Source organism: Streptomyces sp. NPDC111628, assembly GCF_055635195.1.
This window is the reverse complement of record NZ_JBVKBZ010000003.1, coordinates 645,985-667,258: the sequence shown is the minus strand read 5'-3', so window position 1 is coordinate 667,258 and position 21,274 is coordinate 645,985. Positions and strand designations below refer to the sequence as shown.

Here is a 21,274-nt window from a genome sequence, read left to right as displayed (position 1 = left end):
GGGGTTTTTGCGGAGGCGCCTCGTATGCGCCATTCGGCCCGCGTAGGGGTCAGCTGAGGCCGGCCGCCCCCCGCCCCCGCCACCCCCTCCCCCCCCCGCTGCTCCGCGGACCGCCGCTCGGCGATGTTCGCCGCCATCCGAACCGGCGGCAGGAGACCGGTGAAATTGCCGATCCCGCGGCCCGCTCCGCCCCTCGACAGTGGCAACGCCAACCCATCGGCGAGGCCAGCCCGGCGGACGGCACGGACGCGACCCCACGCGTTCCGGGCCGTGTGCGTCGCCGGGCCGGGCCGGTCGCCACGACCGAGAGGACACCCCCTCGTGCAGCAGAACCCCCACACCCACGCGGCCCCCGGGGCAGCGCGCCCCGGCTTCCGGGGCATCCGGCGGCGGCTGGCCGGCGTGACGGCGGCCGTGGCCGCGGTCCTCGTGCTCGGCACCCTCACCGGCCCGGGCGCGCAGGCCGCCGACAACCCGTACGAGCGCGGCCCGGCGCCCACCGAGTCCAGCATCGAGGCCCTGCGCGGCCCGTACTCGGTGGCCGACACCAGGGTCTCCTCGCTCGCGGTCACCGGATTCGGCGGCGGCACCATCTACTACCCGACCAGCACCAGCGACGGCACGTTCGGTGCCGTGGCGATCGCGCCCGGCTTCACCGCGTACCAGTCCTCCATGGCCTGGCTCGGCCCGCGGCTGGCCTCCCAGGGCTTCGTGGTCTTCACCATCGACACCAACACCACGCTGGACCAGCCCGACTCCCGCGGCCGCCAACTGCTGGCCGCCCTCGACTACCTCACCGAGCGCAGCTCCGTCCGGGGCCGGATCGACAGCGGCCGACTCGGCGTCATGGGCCACTCCATGGGCGGCGGCGGCACCCTGGAGGCCGCCAAGTCCCGGCCGTCGCTCCAGGCGGCGATCCCCCTCACCCCCTGGAACCTGGACAAGAGCTGGCCCGAGGTCAGCACTCCGACGCTGGTCGTCGGGGCCGACGGCGACACGATCGCCCCCGTGGCCTCGCACGCCGAGCCGTTCTACTCCGGCCTGCCCTCCGCGACCGACCGGGCCTATCTGGAGCTGAACAACGCGACCCACTTCTCGCCCAACTCGTCCAACACGACGATCGCGAAGTACAGCGTCTCCTGGCTCAAGCGCTTCATCGACAACGACACCCGCTACGAGCAGTTCCTGTGCCCGCTGCCGCGGCCGAGTCTGACGATCGAGGAGTACCGGGGCAACTGCCCGCACGGTTCCTGACACCGGAGCGCTGTGCCGGCGCACGCCCGGGCTCGGATCCGGTTGGGCGTCGGCACAGTGCGCGCGCCGCCCGCCCGGGCGCGCAACCGCAGGTGACAGCGTCGATGGCCGGGCGGGCGCGGGCGGATCGACGCCTTCCGCGCCGGGTTACGCGCGCGTAACCTCCCGGGAATGACCGGACAGACGACCGTACGTACGGCCGTGCGGGTCCACGGCCGGAGCGCGCAACGCAGGGCGCTGCGCGCGATGCTGGACGCGCTGCCCACCCAGGGCGGCCGGCTGCTCCTGGCCGGCGAACCGGGACTCGGCCGGACCACTCTGCTCCAGTGGGCCGCCCGCTCCTTCCGGGCCGGTCCCGTACTCCACCTCGGCCCCGGCTCCGACGCGCACATCACCGCCGGGCAACTGCTCGACACCCTGCGGGCGGCGGCACTCGCGGCGCCCGTACTCGTGTGTGCCGACGACGCCCACCGGTGGGATGCGCCGGCCCGGATGGCGCTGGCCCGTGCGGCGCGGCGCCTGTCCACCGCCGACCGGGTCGGCCTGCTGCTCTCCGTCGCCTCGGACCGTGCCGTCGACCCGGAGTTCGCCCGGCTGCCCGTCGTGCACCTGGACCCGCTGGCACCGGCGAGGGCCGCCGCCCTGCTCGACGACGTGACCGACGGCGTCGCCGCACCGGCGGTCCGCGAGCAGCTCCTGGCCGAGGCGGAGGGAAACCCGGCCCTGCTCGTCGCCCTCGTGCGCCGCCTGTCACCCGCCGAGCTGCGCGGACACCGGCCGCTGCCCCTTCCGCTGGCCGACGCGGCGGCCCTCGCCGAGACCGCGGGCGGTGCGCCGACCGGACCGTCCGCCCATGCGCGGGACCTGCTGCTGACGGTGGCGGCGGCCGCAGAGGCCTCGGACGGGGCGGACGCCGACGCCGGACTGGTCCGCGACGTGCTGCGGCGCCTGCGGTCGGCCCCGGAGCCCGGCCCCGGGCCCGGCCGCGAGGCCGGTGCGGAACCGCTGCCCGAGCAGCTCGTCCTGGCCGGTGACGGGCTCCGCTTCCGCAGCCCGCTGGTCCGCCGAACGGTGCACGCCACCGCCGACGCGGACCGGCGTCGCGCCGTGCACCGCGCGCTGGCCGACGCGCTGGACGGCGGCGGCCACCGGCTCACGGCGCTGTTGCACCGCTCCTGGTCCCTGGGCGGGCCCGCGCCCGCACCCGCGTCGGCGGACCTGCTGGCGGCGACGGCGGCCGACGGCGCGGTGCCCGCCTCGCACCGGCTGCGCGCGACCGCGTACGCCCGTGCCGCCGAGCTGACGGCCGACGGGGCGCGGCGGGCGGAGCGCTACACCGCCGCGGCCGAGCAGGCCCTGCTCGCCGGGCGACCCGAACGGGCGCGCCCCCTGCTCGCCGCGGCCCGTGACCGCGCCGCCCCCGCCGCCGTACGGGGACGGGCCGAGCTCCTGCGCGGCGTGACGGAACTGCGGGACGGTCCGGTCGGTGACGCCCACCAGTCCCTGCTGCTGGCCGCGTCCCTGCTCGCCGAGGACGATCCCGCCGAGGCCGCGACGGCCGCCCTGGCCGCCGCCGACGCGGCCTGGGCGGCGGGCGACCTGCCGGCATGCCTGGCCACCCTCGCCCCCCAGCCCCAGCCCCCTCTGCGTGCCGAGCACCCGTCCGACGGGTCCGACGGGCCCGCCGCGGCCCGTGGCCCTGCGGCCCGCACGGCCGTCGTCGTGCGCGACCACCGTGTCGGGATGCGGGCGCTGCTCGAGGGACGGCTCGACCGGGCCGGGGCACCGCTCGGGCAGGTGGTCCGGCGGGGCAGGACCGAGGACCGGCCGGAGACGCTGCTGCGGTCGGCGGCGGCGGCGCTGCTGCTCGGGGACGTGGACGCCGCCCGCAGCGGCGGCGCCCGGGCCCTGGCCGCGGCCCGTCATCTCGGGTCGGACGCGCTGGTCCCGCAGGCACTGGAGTACCTCGCCTACGCCGAACTGCGCGCCGGCCGGCACCCGCAGGCCCGTACCCACGCGGAGGAGGGGCTGCGCACCGCGCTGCGGGCCGGGCAGCGCAACACGGCCGCCCACCACCGGGCGGTGCTGGCGCTCGCCGCGTCGATCGAGGAGGAGCCGGACGTCGTCACCCGGCACGTCACGGCCGCGCTGGACACGGCCCGGCGGCACGGGCTCGCCCAGGCGGCCACCCTCGCCCAGTGGGCGGCGGCCCGCGCCGACCTCGGCCGGGGGCGCCCCTTCGACGCGGCCGACCGGCTCGGACTCCTGGTCCTGCCCGGACCGGGGCGGGGCCACTTCGCGGTCTGGCGGCTGGCCGTGCCCTGCTTCGTGGAGGCCGCCGTGCTCGCCGGCCGCCACGAGGACGCCCGCGAGGTCCTCACGGACTTCGCCGACTGGGCGGCGTTCGGCGCCGACCCGCAGGCCGCCGCCCAACTCGCCCGCTGCCACGCCCTGCTCGCCCCCGCCGAGCACGCCGACGCCCTCTACCGCCGTGCCCTCGACCGGCACGACGAGGCGGGCGGCGACTTCGAGCGGGCCCGCACCGCGCTGCTGTACGGCAAGTGGCTGCGCCGGCGCCGCAGACCCCGTGAAGCCCGTGGCCGTCTCGGCGCCGCGCTGGCCGGCTTCGAGCGCTGCGGCGCCGGCGTCTGGGCCGCGCAGGCACGCGACGAACTCCGCGCCCTGGGGGCGGCCCCGCGGGGCCCCGGCACCGGCGCCGGAACACCGGCCCGCCTCGGCCGCCTGACCCCGCAGCAACTGCGCATCGCGCGGCAGGTCGCCGAGGGCGCCACCAACCGCGAGGTCGCGCTGGCCCTCGGGGTGAGCACCCGCACCGTCGACTACCACCTCCGCAAGGTCTTCGCCGCCCTCGCCGTCCGGTCCCGCCTGGAGCTGGCCCGCATGGTCGGGCAGGCCGAACGGGCCCAGGAGGCGCAGGCGGCCCAGGACGCGCGTCGCGCCGGACAGCAGGAAAAGACCGGTGCACAACCCTAGGGACCGACCGGACGGTATGCCATCCTTCGGGGCAGGACGAGTCAGGGGGCAGGCCCGGCGCGGCGGGACGGCCCGTCGCGGGAAGGCGCCTCCGCAAGCCCTGCCCCGGGGAGGACCGCGATGCAGCACGCCGTACGGTCACGAGCAGCGATCCGCACCGGGCTGACGCCCGTTCCACGCCCGCGGACACCCGGGGTCACGTCGTTGATCGACGCCGACGCCCTGCGTGTCCTGCACCGGGCCGCCCGCGCCCTGCTCGACGACCTGCCCGACCTGACCGACCGGCTGATGGCGCTGCTGCGCGAGCAGGAGCCCGCCTACCGGTCCGCCCTCACCAAGGACCCCACCGCCACCTGGCAGGAGGCCCACCGCTCCCTGCGGCACAGCGTGGCCTCGCTGCTCGACCCGCGCGGCGCCAGGGACGCGGCCCGCCGCTGCTCCTGGCGGATCGGCGCCGCCCGCGCCGAGCAGGGACTCCCGCTGGACGCCCTGCTGCACGCCTTCCGCCTGGGCGGCTCGCTGGTGTGGCAGCGGCTGGTCGAGGAGACCTCCAGGGCCGCCCCGGAGGACGTGCGGCTCCTCGTGCACGTGGCCGCCGACGTGTGGAACTTCGTCGACGAGCACTGCACCCTCGTCGCGGACGCCTACCGGCAGACCGAGTGGCAGATCGGCCGACGCCGCGAGAACCGGGTCCGGCAGCTGGCCGCCGGCCTGCTCGACGGCACCGGGCGCATCGCCGACCTGCCCGAGGCCGCCCGGGCCCTCGGCCTCCCGGAGCACGGCCGGTACGTCGTCGTCGCCGTCACCGGCGGGCCACCGGCCCGGCCCGACGCCGCCCGCGCCGCCGTACCGCCCGGGAGCCGGGTCCACTGGCACGCCGGGGCGGATACCGACTACGGCATCGTCCTGGTCGGCGACCACGACGAACTCCCGGACCCGCACCAGCCGGAGGCCGTGCCCCGCGTCCCCGTCCCGGGCCTCCGGGTCGGTGTGGGCAGCCCGGTCGGCGGACTCGCCGCCGTCGGGGACGCCCGCCGGCTCGCGGACACCGCCCTGGCCATCTGCCCCCCGGCCGGGGGCACCGTGCGACTGGCCGACCAGCTCCCCGCCGCCCTGGTCGTCTCCAGCCCCGAGCTGGGCCGGGCCCTCGCCGAGAAGGTGCTCGGACCCCTGCTCCGCCTGGAGTCCGCCGACCGCGAGGTGCTCCTCGACACCCTCACCACCTGGCTCGACTGCGACGGTTCGGCCCAGCGCGCCGGCGAACGCCTCTACTGCCACCGCAACACGGTCCTCAACCGCCTCCGCCGCTGCGAACAGCTCACCGGCCGCTCCCTGGCCCGCCCGGCCGACCTCGTCGAGTTCACCCTGGCCCTGACGGCGCGACGCGTCCTGCAGGACTGAGGCGCGCGGCGCCCACCGTCTGGGCCCGCCCTGCCCCGACCGGTACGCGGTGCTCGGTTTCCCCGGCCCGCTTGCCGTTGCCGCGGCAGGCGCTCTCCGGGCGTTTCGGGTGCCGGGCGCCCACCGGGCCACCGCGGCGCCCCGTTCAGCACCGGTCGGTGTGGGGCGCCGGGGCGGGCCCTCCACCGCCCGCCTGGGCCCGCCCTCCCAGGCCCGTTGCTGTGCAGCCGGCCTCCGGGCGTTCGGGTGGGGGCCGCACCGGGGTCATCGTGGTGTCCTGTTGGTCACCCGTCCCTGCGGGGGCCGGAGGCGGGCCCTCGCACTGCCCGGTCGGTCCGTCCCGGCCGGTGCGCCGCGCGGAGGGCGACCGAGGGGTCCCGTTCGGCGCCGGTCGGTGGGGGCGTCGGGACGGGACCGCGGGCCGTGCTTCTGGGCATCCGCACAGACTCACCGCCCGTGGACTGGGACCCCGCAGCGACCCTGCCGGACCACCCTGTACGGCCCCCTGGGTCCGTGCTGTCGTGAGCTCCCCCCTTCACCCGTCACCGTGCCGTACCGGCCCGGTCCCAAGGAGCCGCGATGCCCGCAGCACCACCGGACGGCGCGCCCGCGCTGCACGTCGAGAGCCTCGACGTGACGTACGGGCGCGCACTGTCCGCCCTCCGCTCCGTGTCCCTGACCGTCCCGCACCGCGCCGTCGTCGCGCTGCTCGGAGCCAACGGCGCCGGCAAGACGACGCTGCTGCGGGCCGTCTCGGGCACCCTGCGCCTGCACCGCGGCGCGATCACGGCCGGCCGGGTCCGCTACGGCGACACGGTCCTGGACGGCCGGGACCCGGTCGCCGCCGTACGCGCCGGAGTCGTCCAGGTGCCCGAGGGCAGGCGGGTCTTCGCCGGACTCACCGTCGACGAGAACCTGCGGGCCGGCGGGCTGGGCCTGAACCGTCGCGCCCCCGCCCAGGTCCGCGAGGCCAGGGAGCGCGTCTTCACCCTGTTTCCGAGGCTCGCCGAGCGCACCCGCCAGGCCGCGGGTCTGCTGTCCGGCGGGGAACAGCAGATGCTCGCCATCGGCCGCGCCCTGATGGCCGCCCCCCGCCTGCTCCTGCTCGACGAGCCCTCGCTCGGCCTCGCCCCGATGATGGTCGACCGCATCGCCGAGGTCGTCCGCGAGATCAACACCCAGGGCACCGCCGTCCTGCTCGTCGAACAGAACGCCGGCATGGCCCTGTCGCTCGCCGAGCACGCCCACGTCCTGGAGGTCGGCGAGATCCGGCTGTCCGGCGCCGCCGCCGACCTCGCGCGGACGGACGCCGTACGCCGCCTCTACCTGGGCGAGAGCACCGACGGCGCCGACGGGAAGGGGGCCGCGTGAAAGCCACCGCCGCCGCACCGCCCGCACTCGACGTACGGGGCGTGACCGTGCGCTTCGCCGGTCTCCTCGCCCTCGACGACGTCACCTTCACCGTCGCCCCCGGCACCGTGCACGCCGTCATCGGCCCCAACGGCGCCGGCAAGTCCACCTGCTTCAACGTCCTGTCCGGCCTGTACCGGCCCACCGCGGGCACCGTACGGCTCGGTGCCGCCGAACTGACCCGGCTCGCCCCGCACCGGATCGCCGCCCTGGGCGTCGCCCGCACCTTCCAGAACATCGTCACCACCCAGGGCACCGTCGCCGACAACCTGATGCTCGGCCGGCACGCCCTGTCCCGCGCCGGTTTCACCGCCAGCGCCCTGCGCCTGCCGCGCGCCCGGCGCGAACAGCGCGCCCACCTCGCCAAGGCCCGCGAGATCGCCGAACTCACCGGCCTCGGCGCCCACTTCGACTCACCCGTCGCGCTGCTGTCGTACGGCGACCGCAAACGCGTCGAACTCGCCCGCGCCCTGTGTCTGGAGCCCCGTGTCCTGCTGCTCGACGAACCCGTGGCCGGCATGAACGCCGCCGAACGCACCCGCATGACCGAGGTCGTCCGGGAGATCCGCGCCGAACTCGGCCTGTCCGTCGTGCTGGTCGAGCACGACATGGGCCTGGTCATGCGGCTCGCCGACGAGGTCACCGTCCTCGACTTCGGCCGGGCCGTCGCCCACGGCACCCCCGACGAGGTCCGGCGTGACCCCGAGGTGCTCCGCGCCTACCTCGGCACCGCCACCACGGGGGAGGACGCGGCATGACCGGCTTCCTCGACAGCCTGCTGGGCGGGCTCGCCCTGGGCTCCGTGTACGCCCTGATCGCCCTCGGCTTCGTCACCATCTTCAAGGCCTCCGGCGTCCTGAGCTTCACCCACGGCTCACTGCTGCTGCTCGGCGGGTACCTCGTCGCCGTCCTCCACGACGACATCGGCTTCGCCGGGGCGCTGGCCGTCGCGGTCCTCGTGACGGCGGCCGTGGCCGGGGCGTTGGACCGGCTGGTGCTGCAACGCGTCGGCGGGACCGACCCGCACGCCGCCCACGTCCAGACCATCGTCACCATCGGCGTCGACATCGTCCTGGTCACCGACCTCGCCCGGCGCATCGGCGGCGACCTGCTGCCGCTCGGCGACCCCTGGGGCTCCGCCGTGACCGACCTCGGCCCGGTGACCGTGGCCGACAGCCGCATCGCCGCGATCCTGGTGTCCGCCGTCGCCATCGCCGGCGCCTTCGCCCTCTTCCGGTACACCCCGTGGGGCCTGTCGCTGCGCGCGGCGGCGGAGGACCGGGAGGCAGCCGCCCTGATGGGCGTACGGCTCACCCGCGTACGCACCGCCGCCTGGTGCCTGGCCGGCGGCCTCGCCGCCCTCGCCGCCGTCTTCCTGGTCGCCTTCCCGGCGCCCGGCCTCGAACGCACCACCGGGCAGATCGCGCTGAAGGCCTTCCCCGCCGCCATCCTCGGCGGCATGACCTCTCCGGTCGGCGCCCTGGTCGGCAGCATGCTGATCGGCCTCACCGAGGCGTTCGTCGCCGGTTACCAGTCCGACCTGCACGTCCTCGGCGAGGGCTTCGGCGACGTCGCCCCGTACGCCGTGATGGTGCTGGTCCTGCTGGTGCGTCCGGCCGGACTCTTCGCGGCGAAGGGAGCGGCCCGTGTCTGACCCGCGACCCCTCCTCCTCAAGCGCGGCCCGCTGCTGCTGACCGCACTGCTCCTGTGCGCCCTGCCCTTCTACCTGGACGCCTTCTGGCTGCGCATCGGCCTGTTCTCCATGGCCGCGGCCATCGGCGCCGTCGGACTCGGCCTGCTCAGCGGCACCGCCGGGCAGCTCTCCCTCGGACACGCCTTCTTCCTGGCCGTCGGCGCCTACGGCTACGTCTGGCTGGCGGGCGAGCCGGGGCCCGGGCTGCCGCCCGCCGTCGCCGCCGTCCTCGCCGTCCTGCTCGCCGGGGCGGCGGGCGGGCTGTTCAGCCCCGTCGCCGGACGCGTGAAGGGCATCTACCTCGGCGTCGCCACCCTCGCCCTGGTCTTCCTCGGCCACCACGTCCTGCTCACCGCGGACTCCGTCACCGGCGGCTTCAACGGCCGCTCGGTGCCGCCGCTGGAACTGGGCGGCTTCGCCTTCGCCGAGTCCGGTCCCGAACTCACCGTCCTGGGCGTGCCGTTCGGCGCCGAGGAACGGCTCTGGTACCTGGGCCTGGCCCTGTTCGCCGTCACCTGGTTCACCGCGCGCGGACTGCTGCGCGGCCGGCCCGGACGCGCCCTGGCGGCGGTGCGCGACAGCGAGACCGCCGCGGCCGTGATGGGCGTGCACGTGGCCCGGTACCGCTCGGCCGCGTTCGTCGTCTCCTCGATGTACGCGGGCCTCGCCGGCGTCCTGCTCGCGCTCTCCTTCCGCCGCGTGGTGCCCGACTACTTCTCCCTCGCCCTCTCCGTCGACTACCTCGCCATGATTGTCATAGGTGGCCTCGGCTCGGTGGCCGGAGCCACCGCGGGAGCCGTCTTCGTCACCGCGCTGCCGCTGCTGATGACCCGCTACGCCGACCAGCTGCCCCTGGTCGCGGCACCCGGTTCCGGCGGCGGCTCGATCGGCCCGACCGAGGCGTCCCGCTACCTCTACGGCGCGGCCATCGTCGTGATCCTCCTCTACGCCCCCGACGGCCTGCACGGACTGGCCCGCCGCGTCCGCGCCCGCCTGCGCCGCCGCCCACCGGTCACCGGCCCGCCCGGCAACGGTCCCTCGCCCGGACCCACCGAAACCGGCCCCGCTGCCACCGCCACCGACACCTCCGCACGAGCCAAGGAGCACACCCCGTGAACGTCAAGCACCCCAGGCCCCGCACCACCCGGACAGCCGCCCTGGCCGCGGCACTGGCCGCCGTGCTGCTCGCGGGCACCGCCTGCAGCTCCAAGGCGGACGGCGGGAGCACCGACGACGCCGCCGACGGCGTCAAGTCCGGCCCCGGAGTCAGCGACAAGACCATCAGACTCGGCGCACTGACCGACCTCACCGGCCCCTACGCCACCCTCGGCAAGAGCATCGTGCAGGCCCAGCAGATGTGGGCCGACGAGACCAACGCCGCGGGCGGCATCTGCGGGCGCCAGGTGGAGATCGTCGTCAAGGACCACGGCTACGACGTGCAGAAGGCGGTCACCGCCTACGCCGACATCGCACCGGACGTCGTCGCCCTGCCCCAGGTCATCGGCTCCCCGGTGGTCGCCGCCCTGCTCGACGACATCGAGCGCGACCACATGCTGACCTTCCCGCAGGCCTGGGCGGCCAGCCTGCTCGGCCGGGACTCCGTCCAGGTCCTCGGCACCACCTACGACCTCGACATGATCGCCGCCGTCGACTTCCTCACCCGCACCAAGAAGCTCGCCAAGGGCGACACGATCGGCCACGTCTACTTCGAGGGCGACTACGGCGCCAACGCGCTGGAGGGCTCCGAGTGGGCCGCAGAACAGGCGGGGATGAAGGTCGCCGGGCAGAAGATCAAAGCCACCGACACCGACCTGACCGCGCAGGTGTCCGCCCTGAGCAAGGCCGGGGTGAAGGCGATCCTGATCAGCGCGGGCCCCGCCCAGACCGCCTCCCTGGCCGGCCTGGCCGCCGCCCGCGGTCTGACGGTGCCGATCGTCTCCAGCGCTCCCGGCTACGCGCCGCAGCTGCTGAAGACGCCCGCGGCGGCGGCGCTGGAAGCCATGGTGCACGTGGTCAGTGCCGCACCGGCGGTCAGCTCCGACCTGCCGGGCGTCAAGAAGATGGTCGCCTCCTACCAGAAGGCGTACCCGGGCGAGCCGGTCGACTCCGGCGTGCTCTCCGGGTACAACGCCGCCCAACTGACCGGCGCCGACCTGAAGAAGGCCTGCGAGGGCGGCAGCCTCGCCCGGCCGGACGTGGTCAAGGCGCACCGCTCGCAGAAGAACGCCGACACCGGTCTCGGCATCCCGCAGAACTTCAGCTACGTCACCGCGCCGGCCAGCCGGTCGACGTACGTGCTGAAGCCCGACGCCAAGGCGCTCGGCGGTCTGGTCGGCGTGGAGGAGGCCCACAAGGCACCCGGAGTGGACGCGTACCTGGCCGGACGCGGCTGACCCGATCGAGTGGCCGTCAACTGGACCGGATGACAACGGGTTTGACGGCCACTTGGTCCAGCCTCTGGTTTGGCTGACCACTACGTCTTTAGGATGTACTGTCTGTCATGCCAGTCCAGTTGGCGCCGGTACGGAGCTGGGGGAACGATGCAAGCCGACAAGCAGCTGTCCACGGAGATCGACGCCGGCGTGCCGACAGCGGCACGTATGTACGACTTCTACCTGGGCGGCAAGGACAACTACGCGGCCGACCGGGCTGCCGTCGGCGAGCTCGACAAGGTCGTCCCCAGTACGCGGCGGCTGGCGCTGAACAATCGGCGCTTCCTCCAGCGGGTCGTGCGCGTCCTCGCCGAGGACTACGGCATCCGCCAGTTCCTCGACCACGGATCCGGCCTGCCCACGCAGGACAACGTGCACCAGGTCGCCCAGCGCGTCGCCCCCGACTCCCGCGTCGTCTACGTGGACAACGACCCGATGGTGCTGGTCCACGGCCGGGCGCTGCTCGACCAGAACGACCAGACCGCCGTCATCCACGCCGACATGCGGGCGACGGAGGAGATCTTCTCCCATCCGGACACCCAGCGCCTGATCGACTTCTCGCAGCCGGTCGCCGTGCTGTTCAACTCGGTCTTCCACTGCATCCCGGACAGCGACACGGACGGCCCCCGGGCGGTCGTCCGCCGGGTGACCGAGCGGCTCGCGCCCGGCAGCTTCGCGGTGATGTGCCAGCTGGTCAGCGAGGACGCCGAGGTGCGGAAGTTCGTCACCGACTTCATGGACCGGGCGACCCAGGGCCACTGGGGCCGGGTGCGTGAGCCGGGGGACGTCGAGGCGCTCTTCGAGGGCATGGACATCCTGGAACCGGGGCTCGTGGAGGTCTCCACCTGGCGCCCGGACACCGAGGTGGCGCCGCGTCAGCTCACCGACGAGTGGATCGAGTTCGGCGGACTGGGACGTCTGCGCTGACGGCGTCCGGGCGGGCCGGTCGCCCGCACGCGACACGACGGACATGACGGAGGAGGGGTCACGCGCGCCGCGCGTGACCCCTCCTCCGTCGTCTGCCGTGCCGCTACATGTCGGAGTAGCGCGTCGCCATCGTCTCGCGCAGCCGCTCCAGTGACTCCCGCGGAGTCAGCGCCTCGTCGGCCAGCCGGTCCAGCGCCACCCGGTACTCCTCGGTCTCGTCCTGGTCCTCCAGGAAGTTGGCGCTCTTGATGTGCTCCAGATAGACCACGTCCGGCAGGTCGGTGCCGCCGAAGCGCAGATAGGTGACGGGGATCGCGGGCGCCGACGCGTTCGTCACGTCCAGCGGCACGATCTGCAGCGTCACATGGGGCAGCTTCGCCATCGCGGCCAGGTGGGCGAGCTGCTCGCGCATGACCTCACGGCTGCCCAGCACACGCAGCAGTACCGACTCGTCGATGATCGCCCACAGCTGCGGCGCGTCGACGCGGTCCAGCAACTGGGCCCGGCGCTTGCGCAGTTCGACGCGGCGTCCGACCTCGCTCGCGGGTGCGTTCGGCAGACCGCGCCTGACCACGGCATCGGTGTAGGCCTCGGTCTGCAGCAGGCCGGGGACGTACTGGATCTCGAAGGTGCGGATGGTCGCCGCGGCCTCCTGGAGGCCGACCAGACGGTCGAACCACTCGGGCATCAGGCGCTTGTCGTACCGCTGCCACCAGCCCGGTTCGCCCGCTCGTTGCAACAGCTTGAGCAGCACCGAGGCCTCGTACGGATCGGTGCCGTACTTCTCGAGCAGTGCCCGGACGTCGGTCTCCGTGGGAGGCCTGCGGCCCTTGCCCGACTCGATGCGCGAGAGCTTCGCGGCGCTGAAGCCGAGCGCGCGTGCGGCCTGGTCCTGGGAGAGGCCGGCATCCTCGCGGAATCCCGCCAGCTGCACGCCGACGAGCATCTTCAGCAGGGTCGGAGCCGGTTCGGCCCGATCCAGATAGGGTTCGAGACGGGAGATGCGATGCGACGCGGCGGACATCCTGACTCCCAGCAGACCGGCAGACTTGAAGGAAAGACTATCTCATCCCCTGGGTGCCCGCCGCATCCGCCCGCGGAAATCGGGTAGTTGGGCTCCGCTTCCCGGGCCGCCGCGCCGCCGCGCCCTACACCAGGTGGTCGAACTCGCCCTCCTTCGCCCCCGCCAGGAACGCCGCCACCTCGGCCGGTGTGTAGACGAGCGCGGGGCCGTCGGGATCACGGGAGTTGCGCATCGCGATGCCTCCGTCCACGAGGGCGACCTCGACGCAGTTGCCCTCGGCGTTGCTGTGCCGACTCTTCTTCCAGCAGGCGTCCAACAAGCTGGCCTGCACTCCGTTGCGCACTGGTGGCACCGCGGTCTCCTTGCTGTTCGGGGGAGCGGACCGAGCCGTGCCGGTCCCCGAGCGCCCCCATCCGACTTTTTTCGCGCAATTTCTCGTGCAATTGCACGCGAGCGCTCTAAGCGTGGATAATAGCCGTGGCGTCAACCCCTCGGTCGACGCCCCGTTCTGACGTCGCATCAGGGAGATGCTGTGCCGTCACCTGCGCATCCAGCGCTCCGGTCGCCCGGCGAACCCGTGTCGGAGGCAGGCGCGACGCCCCGCTCCGGAGGGCTCCCGTACCCGGTGCGGACCACCGCCGGCCGGGCCGCCCCGTCCTCGCCCGCCCCGTACCCGAGTCGTCCCGCCCTCGGCGGCCGCCCGACCGCCGCCGTACTGCGCGTCGCGTGCAGCGGGGAGGGGTTCGCCCGGGCCCGGGTCTTCACGCGGGACACCCTGAGCGGGTGGTCGCTCGACCATCTCGGTGACGACGCGGTCCTCGTGATCACCGAACTCGTCTCCAACGCACTGACGCACGCGGTGCCGTCGGCGGCGGCCGGCTCGCCGGAGATCAGGCTCGGACTCGCCCTGGACTCCGGCCGGCTGACGCTGACCGTCTCCGATCCCGGGGACAACGCGCCCCGGTTCAACCCGTCCGACGGCTCCGCACTCCGGGAGCACGGACGCGGCCTGCGCATCGTCGACGCCCTCGCCGAGGAGTGGGGCTGGACCCCGCGCCCGCCGGCGGGCAAGACGGTCTGGGCCACGTTGTCGACCCGCCCCCTCACCTGACCCGACTGCCGCGGAAGGGCCCCACACCATGCGCAGCGCTCCGACACCCGAGCCGAGCATCCGGCGCACCGACCGTCAGACGCCGCCCGGCTCCCCCCGCACCACCACCTTGCTCGCAGGCCTGGACGGCGTGCCCTGGAGCGACATCCAGGACTCCACCGGCTCGGCGGCGGCCATTCCCCGGCTGCTGCGCAAGGTCGCCCGGGGTGACGCCGAAACAGCCCGCGCCGCCCTCGGTGACCTGCGCAGGCGCATCTGCCAGTACGGCTTCGTCGTCGAGCAGGCGACCGCCGCGACCGTGCCCTTCCTGTGGGAGCTGGCGCAGCGGCCCCAGGTGAGCTGCCGGGCGCAGATCATCCAGCTGCTCAAGAACATCGCCGACGCCCGGCAGTGGGAGACCACCGCCACCGCCTACCCCAAGCTGCTCAACCACCGTGAGAACCCGGTGGCCTGGGAGCGCGCGGCGCGGCAGGCCGTGCGCGCCCGGCGGGACGGACTGGCGCGGCTGCTGGCCGAGGACGACACCGAGATCATGCGCGCCACCAGCGAACTCGCCCGGACCCTCGGAGACTGAGCCCTCGCACCTTCGCAGACCGGGACCCGCGCCCTCCACGGGGGAGAAGGCGCGGGTCCCTTCCAAGGCGCGGAACGGTGTGGCGTACTCCCGGCCGACGGGGTAGGAAAGCGCGGTAGCAAGCGCTTGCCCCACTCGGTCACCAGGAGGACCACGCCGATGGCGTCGTCGATGGAAAAGCCGCTCGATCACCGCTACCGGGGCGAACACCCGATACGCACGCTCGTCTACCTGTTCCGCGCCGACCGCCGCCGACTGGCCGGCGCGGTCGCCGTCTTCACCGTCAAGCACAGCCCGATCTGGCTGCTGCCCCTCGTCACCGCCGCGATCATCGACACCGTGGTCCAGCACGGTCCGATCACCGACCTGTGGACCAGCACCGGGCTCATCATGTTCATCCTGGTGGTCAACTACCCGCTGCACCTGCTCTACGTCCGCCTCCTGTACGGCAGCGTGCGCCGCATGGGCACCGCCCTGCGCTCCGCGCTGTGCACGCGCATGCAGCAGCTCTCCATCGGCTACCACTCGCGGGTCAGCGCCGGCGTGCTGCAGGCCAAGGTGGTGCGGGACGTGGAGACGGTGGAGCAGATGGTGCAGCAGACCGCGGAGACCGGGCTCGGTGCGTTCACCGTGCTCACCGGCGGCCTCGTCATCATCGCCGTGCGCACCCCGGAGTTCCTGCCCGTCTTCCTCGTCGTGGTCCCCGCGGCCTCCCTTCTCGTGGCCCGCCTCCGCGCCCGGCTGCGCACCCACAACGAACGCTTCCGCCACGAGGTGGAGACCCTGTCCTCACGGGTCACGGAGATGACCCGGCTGATCCCGGTCACCCGGGCCCACGGCCTGGAGGGCAAGGCGCTGCGCCGCATGGACGGCACCCTGGACCGGCTGCTGACCTCCGGGATGCGCCTGGACCTGGTCAACGGCCGCTTCGGCTCGCTGTCCTGGGTCGTACTCAACGTGGTCGGCGTCCTGGTGCTTGCGGGCGCCGCGCTGGTCTCGTACTACGACGTCTGGGGCGTCACCGCCGGGGACGTCGTGATGCTCAGCGCCTTCCTGACCACCCTCACCAACTCCACGACGACGCTGGCGGGGCTCGCCCCCGTCATCACCAAGGGCCTGGAGTCCGTCCGCTCGGTCGGCGAGGTGCTCCAGGCCCCCGAACTGGAGGACAACGAGGGCAAGAAGGAGCTGACCGCACTGCGTGGCGCCGTCACCTTCGAGGGCGTCGGGCACCTCTACGACAGCGACGGACGGCCCGCCGTCAGCGACTTCACCCTCTCCGTCGAACCCGGCGAGACCATCGCCCTGGTCGGCGCGTCCGGCGCCGGCAAGTCCACCGTCCTCAACCTGGTGATCGGCTTCCTGCGGCCGACCTCCGGCCGGCTGCTGCTGGACGGCACCGACATGAACACCCTCGACCTGCGCACGTACCGGCGCTTCGTCTCGGTGGTGCCGCAGGAGTCCATCCTGTTCGACGGCACCGTCCGGGAGAACGTCGCCTACGGCATGGACGACGCCGACGAGGAGACCGTGCGCGGCGCCCTGCGCGACGCCAACGCCCTGGAGTTCGTCGACCGGTTGCCGCGGGGCCTGGACACCCTGGTCGGGGAACACGGGGCGCGGCTGTCCGGCGGGCAGCGCCAGCGCCTGGCCATCGCCCGCGCCCTGATCAGGGACCCCCGGGTGCTGATCCTGGACGAGGCCACCTCGGCGCTGGACACCCGCTCGGAGGCGCTCGTCCAGCAGGCGCTGGCCCGGCTGCTGCGCGGGCGCACCACCTTCGTCGTGGCGCACCGGCTGTCCACCGTGCGGGGCGCGGACCGGATCGTGGTGATGGGCGAGGGCCGCATCCAGGAGATCGGCACGCACGAGGAACTGCTGGCCGGGGGAGGGGCCTACACCGCACTCCACAGCGGTCAGGTCGCCTGAGCGCGTCCGGGTCCCTTCCTCAGGCCCGTGCGGAGGGGCCGACGAAAACCCGGGCCGTGCAGTGGGCGAGCTGGGCGCCCATCCGCTTGCGGGACACGTCCGGCCGGCCGGGTGCTCGACGAGGTCGGCGCGGACGGCGGCGAGGAGCGCGTGGGCGGCGAACTCCCCGTCGGGCGAGGCCGGGCACCTCCTTCAGCACCGCACGGAGCAGGCTGTGCCGGCGCTCGTGGTGTCCGGCGCCGTAGGGGCGGTCGCGCGCCCGGCCTCCAGCGCCGGCGGACCCGTCTCGACGGCCCCTCGGCCGGTTCGAGCCGCGCCGCGTACAGCGCCGCCACCAGCCCGCCCCGGTCGCCGAAGGCCCGGATCCGGTCAATTGCGGGCGGGGGCGGGCACGGTGCGATTGTGACGGCGGGGGCCGGGCATACGCAGCGAAAGTCGAGAGAGGGGCGCTTCGTGCTCGAACCGGACCCGAAGGTCGTCAGGGAGTTGCTGACGCGGTACGCGACGCTGCGGATCGCTCAGGCGGAGAGGCCGCGGCCCGCGGTGACGCGGGAACTGACGGACGTCAGTTACACACTGTGCGTGATGCTGGCGACGACCAGTGTCCACGACGCGGTGGCGAAGGCGGACGCGCTGCTGCTCGCCAAGGGACGCGCGACACCGGAGGCGTGCCCGGCGGACGTCGACGGGGAGAGCGGCCTGTCACTGGCCGTGTGACACCCCGAGCGGGACCTCGGAGCCGTCCGGCGACGCGGAGGTCTTCGCCCGGAAGGCGGCGCGATAGGCGTAGGGCGTGGTGCCCACCACCCTGCGGAACCGCTCGCGGAAGGCCGTGGGAGAGCCGAAACCCGCCTGCCGGGCGATCCGTTCGACCGGCTGGTCCCCGTTCTCCAGCAGGTACTGGGCGCGCCGCACCCGGGCCCGCAGCAGCCACTGGAGCGGAGTGGTACCCGTCTGCTCGCGGAACCGGCGGCTGAAGGTGCGCTCGCTCATGCCCGAACGCGCCGCCATCGTGGCCAGGGTGACCTCCCCGGCCAGGTTGTCCTCGATCCATTCCAGCAGTGGCTCCAGATCGGAGCCCCGCGGCACGGGCGGATGCTCGTGCACGATGAACTGTGCCTGTCCGCCCTCCCGTTCCAGCGGCACGACACACATCCGGGCCGTGTGCGCGGCGACGGCCGACCCCAGGTCCCGGCGGATCATGTGCAGACACATGTCCAGACCCGCCGCGGCACCCGCCGAGGTGAGGATCTGCCCGTTGTCGACGTAGAGCACGTCCGGCCGCACCTCGACGCGCGGATGCCGGCGGGCCAGTTCCGCCGCGGCGATCCAGTGGGTGGTGGCCCGCAGCCCGTCCAGCAACCCGGCCTCCGCCAGGACGAACGCGCCCACGCACACCGACGCGATCCGGGTACCGGCGGCGGCCGCCCGGCGCAGTGCCTCGAGCACACGGACGGAGGGCGGGCCGAGCTCCTCGGAGCGCCCCGGGACGATGATCGTGTCCGCGGTCTCCAGTGCCTCCAGGCCCTGCTCGATCCGGAGGGCGAGGCCCTCGGTACGCACCTCGGCCGACTCCGCGCACAGGCTCACCCGGTAGGGACTGCGGCCGTCGGGCAGCCGCGTCCAGTCGAACGCCTGCATGGGCGCCGCGATGTCGAACGGCACCACGTCGTCGAGGACCAGGATCGCCACCGAGTGCATGGACGTCACCCTAGGCGGGTTCCCGCCGGTCGCAGAAGCCCGCGCCGGGCCCGGGTGCCGTCCGGCAGGTGCCGGTGGCGGTGCTGGCGGGATTCCGTTGGAAGCTGTCGTTTCAGCCTCTGTGCGACCCGGCGCCGCCTTCCTACCTTGGTTTTCGATCACCGCATCGCCCGAACCTGCCTCCCGGAGCCCGACCGATGACCAAGATCCTGCTGTCCCTCCACGTCCTGGCTGCCATCGTGGCCGTCGGCCCCGTCACCGTCGCGGCCAGCATGTTCCCGGCCGCTGCCCGACGGGTGCCGGTGGCCGCGGCCGTCGGGGGAGCGGACGGGGCGGGAGCCGGGGAAGCCGGAGACGCCGGGGACGTCGGCACCGTCCGGCTGCTGCACCGGATCTGCCGGGTCTACGCCGGTCTGGGCATCGCGGTGCCGGTCCTCGGCTTCGCCACCGCCGTCGCGATGGGCGTGCTGTCGGACGCCTGGCTCGTCGCGTCCATCACCCTCACGGCCGTCGCCGCGGGACTCCTGGCCGCCTTCGTGCTGCCGCGCCAGGAGGAACTGCTGGAGGAGCTGGCCGACGGGCGGCCGGTCGAACGGGCCCGTACGGCCCGGCTCGCCATGTTCACCGGCGTGTTCAACCTGCTGTGGGCGACCGTGACCATCCTCATGATCGTGCGGCCCGGCTCCACGACCGGCGCCTGAGCGGCCGTTCACATCCTGGCGGAATGCGCACCACCACGTGAACGGGCGCCTAGACTGCTCAGTCGCGCCTCCGTGCGGGGGCGGACGACACGAAAGGCACGTTGACGGGTGTTCCAGGATTCCCCCATCTACGACCGACTCGTCGCCGAACGCGGTGACGTCCCCGAGCAGGTGCGGCGGGACGCCGAGCGTGTGAGCAGGGAACTGGAGGTGGTCATGCGTCCGTTGCGCGCCCCCGGGCACCTGCCCGGCGCCGAGCGCCAGCAGTCCCCCGGCGCCGGCTGGCAGCGCACCGCCCTGCTGCCCGGCCCGCGCCCGCACTGACGGCCGCACCCCGCCTCACCCGGCCACCGCCGCGTCGGGACCGCCCGGGTCCACCGCGTCCGCGGCGCCGGGCCTGGCCAGCCAGTCGGCGATGGTGCGGGCGATCGGCTGGCCGGTGTCCACCTCGACGAAGCCGAACTGCCCGGACTGGTTGCACTCCAGGAACCACCAGGTCCCGTCGCCGTCCTCGGCGAAGTCGAGGGCGCCGTAGGCCAGTCCGGCCGCCCGGAGGTAGGTGCGGACGCCCTCGGCGATGCGCGGGGGCACCTCGGCCGGCCGCCACGGCTCGCCCGACCCGGCGAAGCGGACGTCGACCTCGTCGGGGTCCAGGCTCGCGAGTGCCGTCTTGCGGGCGGCCAGCAGCTCCTCGCCGACGACGGTCAGCCGGATGTCGGCCCGCTTGGCGACCCGGCGTTGCAGCAGTGTCGGGCCGTGCGCGACGGCGGAGAAGTCGGCCTCGGGCGGAACCCGGCTGGTCGGCACCGCCAGCGGCGGATCCTGCGGGTGGGCGCCCGAGACGGGCTTGACCACCAGATCCGGGTAGCGCTCGGCGAACTCGCGCGCCGCCCGCGGAAACGTCGTGATCAGCGTCGCCGGCACGGGCAGCCCGCACCGCTGGGCGAGACGCAGCTGCCAGGGCTTGTACCTGGCCCGGTGCGCGGCGTCGGGCTGGTTCATCCAACGTGCTCCCGAGCCGCGGAGCATGCCGTACAGCGCCTGACCGGCCTCCTCGGTCAGCCATGCGGACGGCTCGGCGGCCCGCGTGGCCGCACCCCCCGGCCTGCGCACCCAGACGGACCTCAGCCCGCCGATGCTCACCAAACGGCCCCCCGAGGACAGATGGCCCCGGAAGGAGCCGTGCACGAACTCGCCGGAGAGCGCGACGGAGTCGGTGAGGTCGGCGGGGTCCAGCCGGACCACCGGCACCCCCGACGCGTTCAGGTGCACCACCACCATGTCGGCGGTGACGTCCTCTTCACTGGTCAGGATCAACACGGTCATTCTCGACGACCCGTGTTCAGTCGTCGAAGTGAGTCTTCGACCCCGCGGTGGAGGTCGTGGTCCCCAGTTCTCTCAGCAGCGCGTGGTCGCAGGCGGCCACCCGCCCGTCGAGGAGCACGTTCAACTGCAGCCCGGAGTCGTAGACGTACGGAGTGGTGGCTTCCAACTCCACTGCCGGCCGTGCGTAGTTGAGCGCGAACGGTTGCATCGTCTCTCCCTAGTCGGTGCTGCGCCGATCAGATGACGGCCCCTTGCGCCGTCATCTGGTCCGCCGACTTCCTTCGGCTTCCAGAGACTTATACGAATCGAACGGGTGATTGGTTTCCTTACGCTGCGTAATCACCGGGCGGGCGGGTGGTCCGCCGCCGTTCCGCGGGGCCGTGCCGGCCGCCGAGCGCGCCGCGCGTGGACCGCAGGGCGAGGAGCAGTACGCCGATGTCGTCCAGGTAGACCGGATCGGGCAACAGGTCGGCCGGGAGGACCAGGTAGAGGACCGCTCCCCAGAACACCCAGCGGGGACCCGTCGGAAGCCCGGCCCGCCTGAGGTCCCGTCGGGTCCGGACCAGGCGCACCAGGACGGCGACCGCCGCCGCGAGGACGAGCGCCGCGAGCAGCACCGCCACGACGATCACTGTGGTCGTATCCACGGCCCCCTCCTCCGGCGCGCGGTGCGCGCCTCCCTACCCGGATGCCCGCCGGTGGCGGTGGCAAGACCGCGGGACGGGTTCTCTCATCCCTGTGGCCCACCCGGGGTGGCACGGCACGGTGGACGTGCCTAGTAATGGCAGCACACAGC

The 21,274-nt window shown here is 74.0% G+C and carries 21 protein-coding genes; 15 read left to right on the top strand and 6 right to left on the bottom strand.

Features of this window, described 5'->3' with window-relative positions:
• Nucleotides 1-321 precede the first annotated feature (321 nt).
• The 9 genes from bdeA (at nt 322) to ACZ7MF_RS17920 (ending at nt 12,112) form a co-directional block, all read left to right on the top strand.
• Nucleotides 322-1,254 carry a bis(hydroxyethyl) terephthalate hydrolase gene (bdeA, locus tag ACZ7MF_RS17960; RefSeq protein WP_471477754.1) on the top strand — a complete coding sequence of 311 codons (933 nt, stop codon included), beginning with the start codon at nt 322-324 and terminating at the stop codon, nt 1,252-1,254.
• 171 nt (nt 1,255-1,425) lie between these two features.
• Nucleotides 1,426-4,248: a helix-turn-helix transcriptional regulator gene (locus ACZ7MF_RS17955; RefSeq protein ID WP_471477753.1), complete on the top strand. Its 2,823-nt coding sequence runs from the start codon at nt 1,426-1,428 to the stop codon at nt 4,246-4,248.
• Between the two features lie 120 nt (nt 4,249-4,368).
• Nucleotides 4,369-5,649, top strand: coding sequence for a PucR family transcriptional regulator (locus ACZ7MF_RS17950; protein WP_471477752.1), 1,281 nt, complete (start codon nt 4,369-4,371; stop codon nt 5,647-5,649).
• A 579-nt stretch (nt 5,650-6,228) separates the two neighbouring features.
• Nucleotides 6,229-7,020 (top strand): ABC transporter ATP-binding protein, encoded by a 792-nt coding sequence (locus tag ACZ7MF_RS17945; RefSeq protein ID WP_471477751.1) that lies wholly within the window; start codon nt 6,229-6,231, stop codon nt 7,018-7,020.
• A complete protein-coding gene (locus ACZ7MF_RS17940; RefSeq protein ID WP_471477750.1) occupies nt 7,017-7,817 on the top strand; it encodes an ABC transporter ATP-binding protein in 801 nt (266 codons plus the stop codon). The genes ACZ7MF_RS17945 and ACZ7MF_RS17940 overlap by 4 nt, the downstream gene beginning before the upstream one ends.
• Complete coding sequence (locus ACZ7MF_RS17935; protein ID WP_471477749.1) at nt 7,814-8,713, top strand: branched-chain amino acid ABC transporter permease; 900 nt, start codon at nt 7,814-7,816, stop codon at nt 8,711-8,713. The genes ACZ7MF_RS17940 and ACZ7MF_RS17935 overlap by 4 nt, the downstream gene beginning before the upstream one ends.
• Nucleotides 8,706-9,869, top strand: a complete 1,164-nt coding sequence (locus ACZ7MF_RS17930) for a branched-chain amino acid ABC transporter permease (protein WP_471477748.1) — start codon at nt 8,706-8,708, stop codon at nt 9,867-9,869. Before ACZ7MF_RS17935 ends, ACZ7MF_RS17930 begins: the two co-directional genes overlap by 8 nt.
• Nucleotides 9,866-11,146 carry an ABC transporter substrate-binding protein gene (locus ACZ7MF_RS17925; RefSeq protein ID WP_471477747.1) on the top strand — a complete coding sequence of 427 codons (1,281 nt, stop codon included), beginning with the start codon at nt 9,866-9,868 and terminating at the stop codon, nt 11,144-11,146. The genes ACZ7MF_RS17930 and ACZ7MF_RS17925 overlap by 4 nt, the downstream gene beginning before the upstream one ends.
• 147 nt (nt 11,147-11,293) lie before the next feature.
• Entirely contained in the window at nt 11,294-12,112 is an 819-nt protein-coding gene (locus ACZ7MF_RS17920; protein WP_471477746.1) for an SAM-dependent methyltransferase, read from the top strand.
• A 103-nt stretch (nt 12,113-12,215) separates the two neighbouring features.
• Here ACZ7MF_RS17920 and ACZ7MF_RS17915 read toward each other — a convergent pair whose 3' ends face one another.
• Together ACZ7MF_RS17915 and ACZ7MF_RS17910 are read right to left on the bottom strand one after the other, a co-directional pair.
• On the bottom strand, nt 12,216-13,136 hold the full coding sequence (locus tag ACZ7MF_RS17915) for a helix-turn-helix domain-containing protein (RefSeq protein ID WP_471477745.1): 921 nt from the start codon (nt 13,134-13,136) through the stop codon (nt 12,216-12,218).
• Nucleotides 13,137-13,260: 124 nt separating this feature from the next.
• Nucleotides 13,261-13,488 carry a DUF397 domain-containing protein gene (locus ACZ7MF_RS17910; protein ID WP_356856013.1) on the bottom strand — a complete coding sequence of 76 codons (228 nt, stop codon included), beginning with the start codon at nt 13,486-13,488 and terminating at the stop codon, nt 13,261-13,263.
• 180 nt (nt 13,489-13,668) lie between these two features.
• Between ACZ7MF_RS17910 and ACZ7MF_RS17905 the strand changes: the two genes are divergently transcribed.
• From ACZ7MF_RS17905 to ACZ7MF_RS17890, 4 genes are all read left to right on the top strand, one after another.
• Nucleotides 13,669-14,247 (top strand): ATP-binding protein, encoded by a 579-nt coding sequence (locus tag ACZ7MF_RS17905; protein WP_471477744.1) that lies wholly within the window; start codon nt 13,669-13,671, stop codon nt 14,245-14,247.
• A gap of 28 nt (nt 14,248-14,275) precedes the next feature.
• Nucleotides 14,276-14,821 carry a hypothetical protein gene (locus tag ACZ7MF_RS17900; RefSeq protein ID WP_471477743.1) on the top strand — a complete coding sequence of 182 codons (546 nt, stop codon included), beginning with the start codon at nt 14,276-14,278 and terminating at the stop codon, nt 14,819-14,821.
• 159 nt (nt 14,822-14,980) lie between these two features.
• Nucleotides 14,981-16,750 carry an ABC transporter ATP-binding protein gene (locus ACZ7MF_RS17895; RefSeq protein ID WP_471477742.1) on the top strand — a complete coding sequence of 590 codons (1,770 nt, stop codon included), beginning with the start codon at nt 14,981-14,983 and terminating at the stop codon, nt 16,748-16,750.
• A 453-nt stretch (nt 16,751-17,203) separates the two neighbouring features.
• Entirely contained in the window at nt 17,204-17,467 is a 264-nt protein-coding gene (locus tag ACZ7MF_RS17890) for a DUF5133 domain-containing protein (protein WP_356855999.1), read from the top strand.
• Here the strand turns inward: ACZ7MF_RS17890 and ACZ7MF_RS17885 are convergent.
• On the bottom strand, nt 17,453-18,451 hold the full coding sequence (locus ACZ7MF_RS17885; RefSeq protein ID WP_471477741.1) for a GlxA family transcriptional regulator: 999 nt from the start codon (nt 18,449-18,451) through the stop codon (nt 17,453-17,455). The two genes, ACZ7MF_RS17890 and ACZ7MF_RS17885, sit on opposite strands and share 15 nt — an antisense overlap.
• Nucleotides 18,452-18,648: 197 nt before the next feature.
• Between ACZ7MF_RS17885 and ACZ7MF_RS17880 the strand changes: the two genes are divergently transcribed.
• Nucleotides 18,649-19,152, top strand: coding sequence for a hypothetical protein (locus tag ACZ7MF_RS17880; RefSeq protein WP_471477740.1), 504 nt, complete (start codon nt 18,649-18,651; stop codon nt 19,150-19,152).
• Nucleotides 19,153-19,260: 108 nt separating this feature from the next.
• Nucleotides 19,261-19,476, top strand: a complete 216-nt coding sequence (locus ACZ7MF_RS17875) for a hypothetical protein (protein ID WP_356855993.1) — start codon at nt 19,261-19,263, stop codon at nt 19,474-19,476.
• Between the two features lie 15 nt (nt 19,477-19,491).
• Here ACZ7MF_RS17875 and tgmB read toward each other — a convergent pair whose 3' ends face one another.
• From tgmB to ACZ7MF_RS17860, 3 genes are all read right to left on the bottom strand, one after another.
• Entirely contained in the window at nt 19,492-20,478 is a 987-nt protein-coding gene (gene tgmB, locus ACZ7MF_RS17870) for an ATP-grasp ribosomal peptide maturase (protein WP_471477739.1), read from the bottom strand.
• Nucleotides 20,479-20,494: 16 nt separating this feature from the next.
• Complete coding sequence (tgmA, locus tag ACZ7MF_RS17865; RefSeq protein WP_003978169.1) at nt 20,495-20,686, bottom strand: putative ATP-grasp-modified RiPP; 192 nt, start codon at nt 20,684-20,686, stop codon at nt 20,495-20,497.
• 118 nt (nt 20,687-20,804) lie between these two features.
• On the bottom strand, nt 20,805-21,125 hold the full coding sequence (locus ACZ7MF_RS17860; RefSeq protein ID WP_471477738.1) for a YkvA family protein: 321 nt from the start codon (nt 21,123-21,125) through the stop codon (nt 20,805-20,807).
• Between the last annotated feature and the right edge of the window lie 149 nt (nt 21,126-21,274).

Coding starts and splice junctions, on each gene's coding strand:
- ACZ7MF_RS17955 (WP_471477753.1), top strand. CDS start 1,426: ATGACCGGACAGACGACCGTACGTACGGCCGTGCGGGTCCACGGCCGG.
- ACZ7MF_RS17950 (WP_471477752.1), top strand. CDS start 4,369: ATGCAGCACGCCGTACGGTCACGAGCAGCGATCCGCACCGGGCTGACG.
- ACZ7MF_RS17945 (WP_471477751.1), top strand. CDS start 6,229: ATGCCCGCAGCACCACCGGACGGCGCGCCCGCGCTGCACGTCGAGAGC.
- ACZ7MF_RS17935 (WP_471477749.1), top strand. CDS start 7,814: ATGACCGGCTTCCTCGACAGCCTGCTGGGCGGGCTCGCCCTGGGCTCC.
- ACZ7MF_RS17920 (WP_471477746.1), top strand. CDS start 11,294: ATGCAAGCCGACAAGCAGCTGTCCACGGAGATCGACGCCGGCGTGCCG.
- ACZ7MF_RS17915 (WP_471477745.1), bottom strand. CDS start 13,136: ATGTCCGCCGCGTCGCATCGCATCTCCCGTCTCGAACCCTATCTGGAT.
- ACZ7MF_RS17900 (WP_471477743.1), top strand. CDS start 14,276: ATGCGCAGCGCTCCGACACCCGAGCCGAGCATCCGGCGCACCGACCGT.
- ACZ7MF_RS17895 (WP_471477742.1), top strand. CDS start 14,981: ATGGCGTCGTCGATGGAAAAGCCGCTCGATCACCGCTACCGGGGCGAA.
- ACZ7MF_RS17885 (WP_471477741.1), bottom strand. CDS start 18,451: ATGCACTCGGTGGCGATCCTGGTCCTCGACGACGTGGTGCCGTTCGAC.
- ACZ7MF_RS17880 (WP_471477740.1), top strand. CDS start 18,649: ATGACCAAGATCCTGCTGTCCCTCCACGTCCTGGCTGCCATCGTGGCC.
- tgmB (WP_471477739.1), bottom strand. CDS start 20,478: ATGACCGTGTTGATCCTGACCAGTGAAGAGGACGTCACCGCCGACATG.
- tgmA (WP_003978169.1), bottom strand. CDS start 20,686: ATGCAACCGTTCGCGCTCAACTACGCACGGCCGGCAGTGGAGTTGGAA.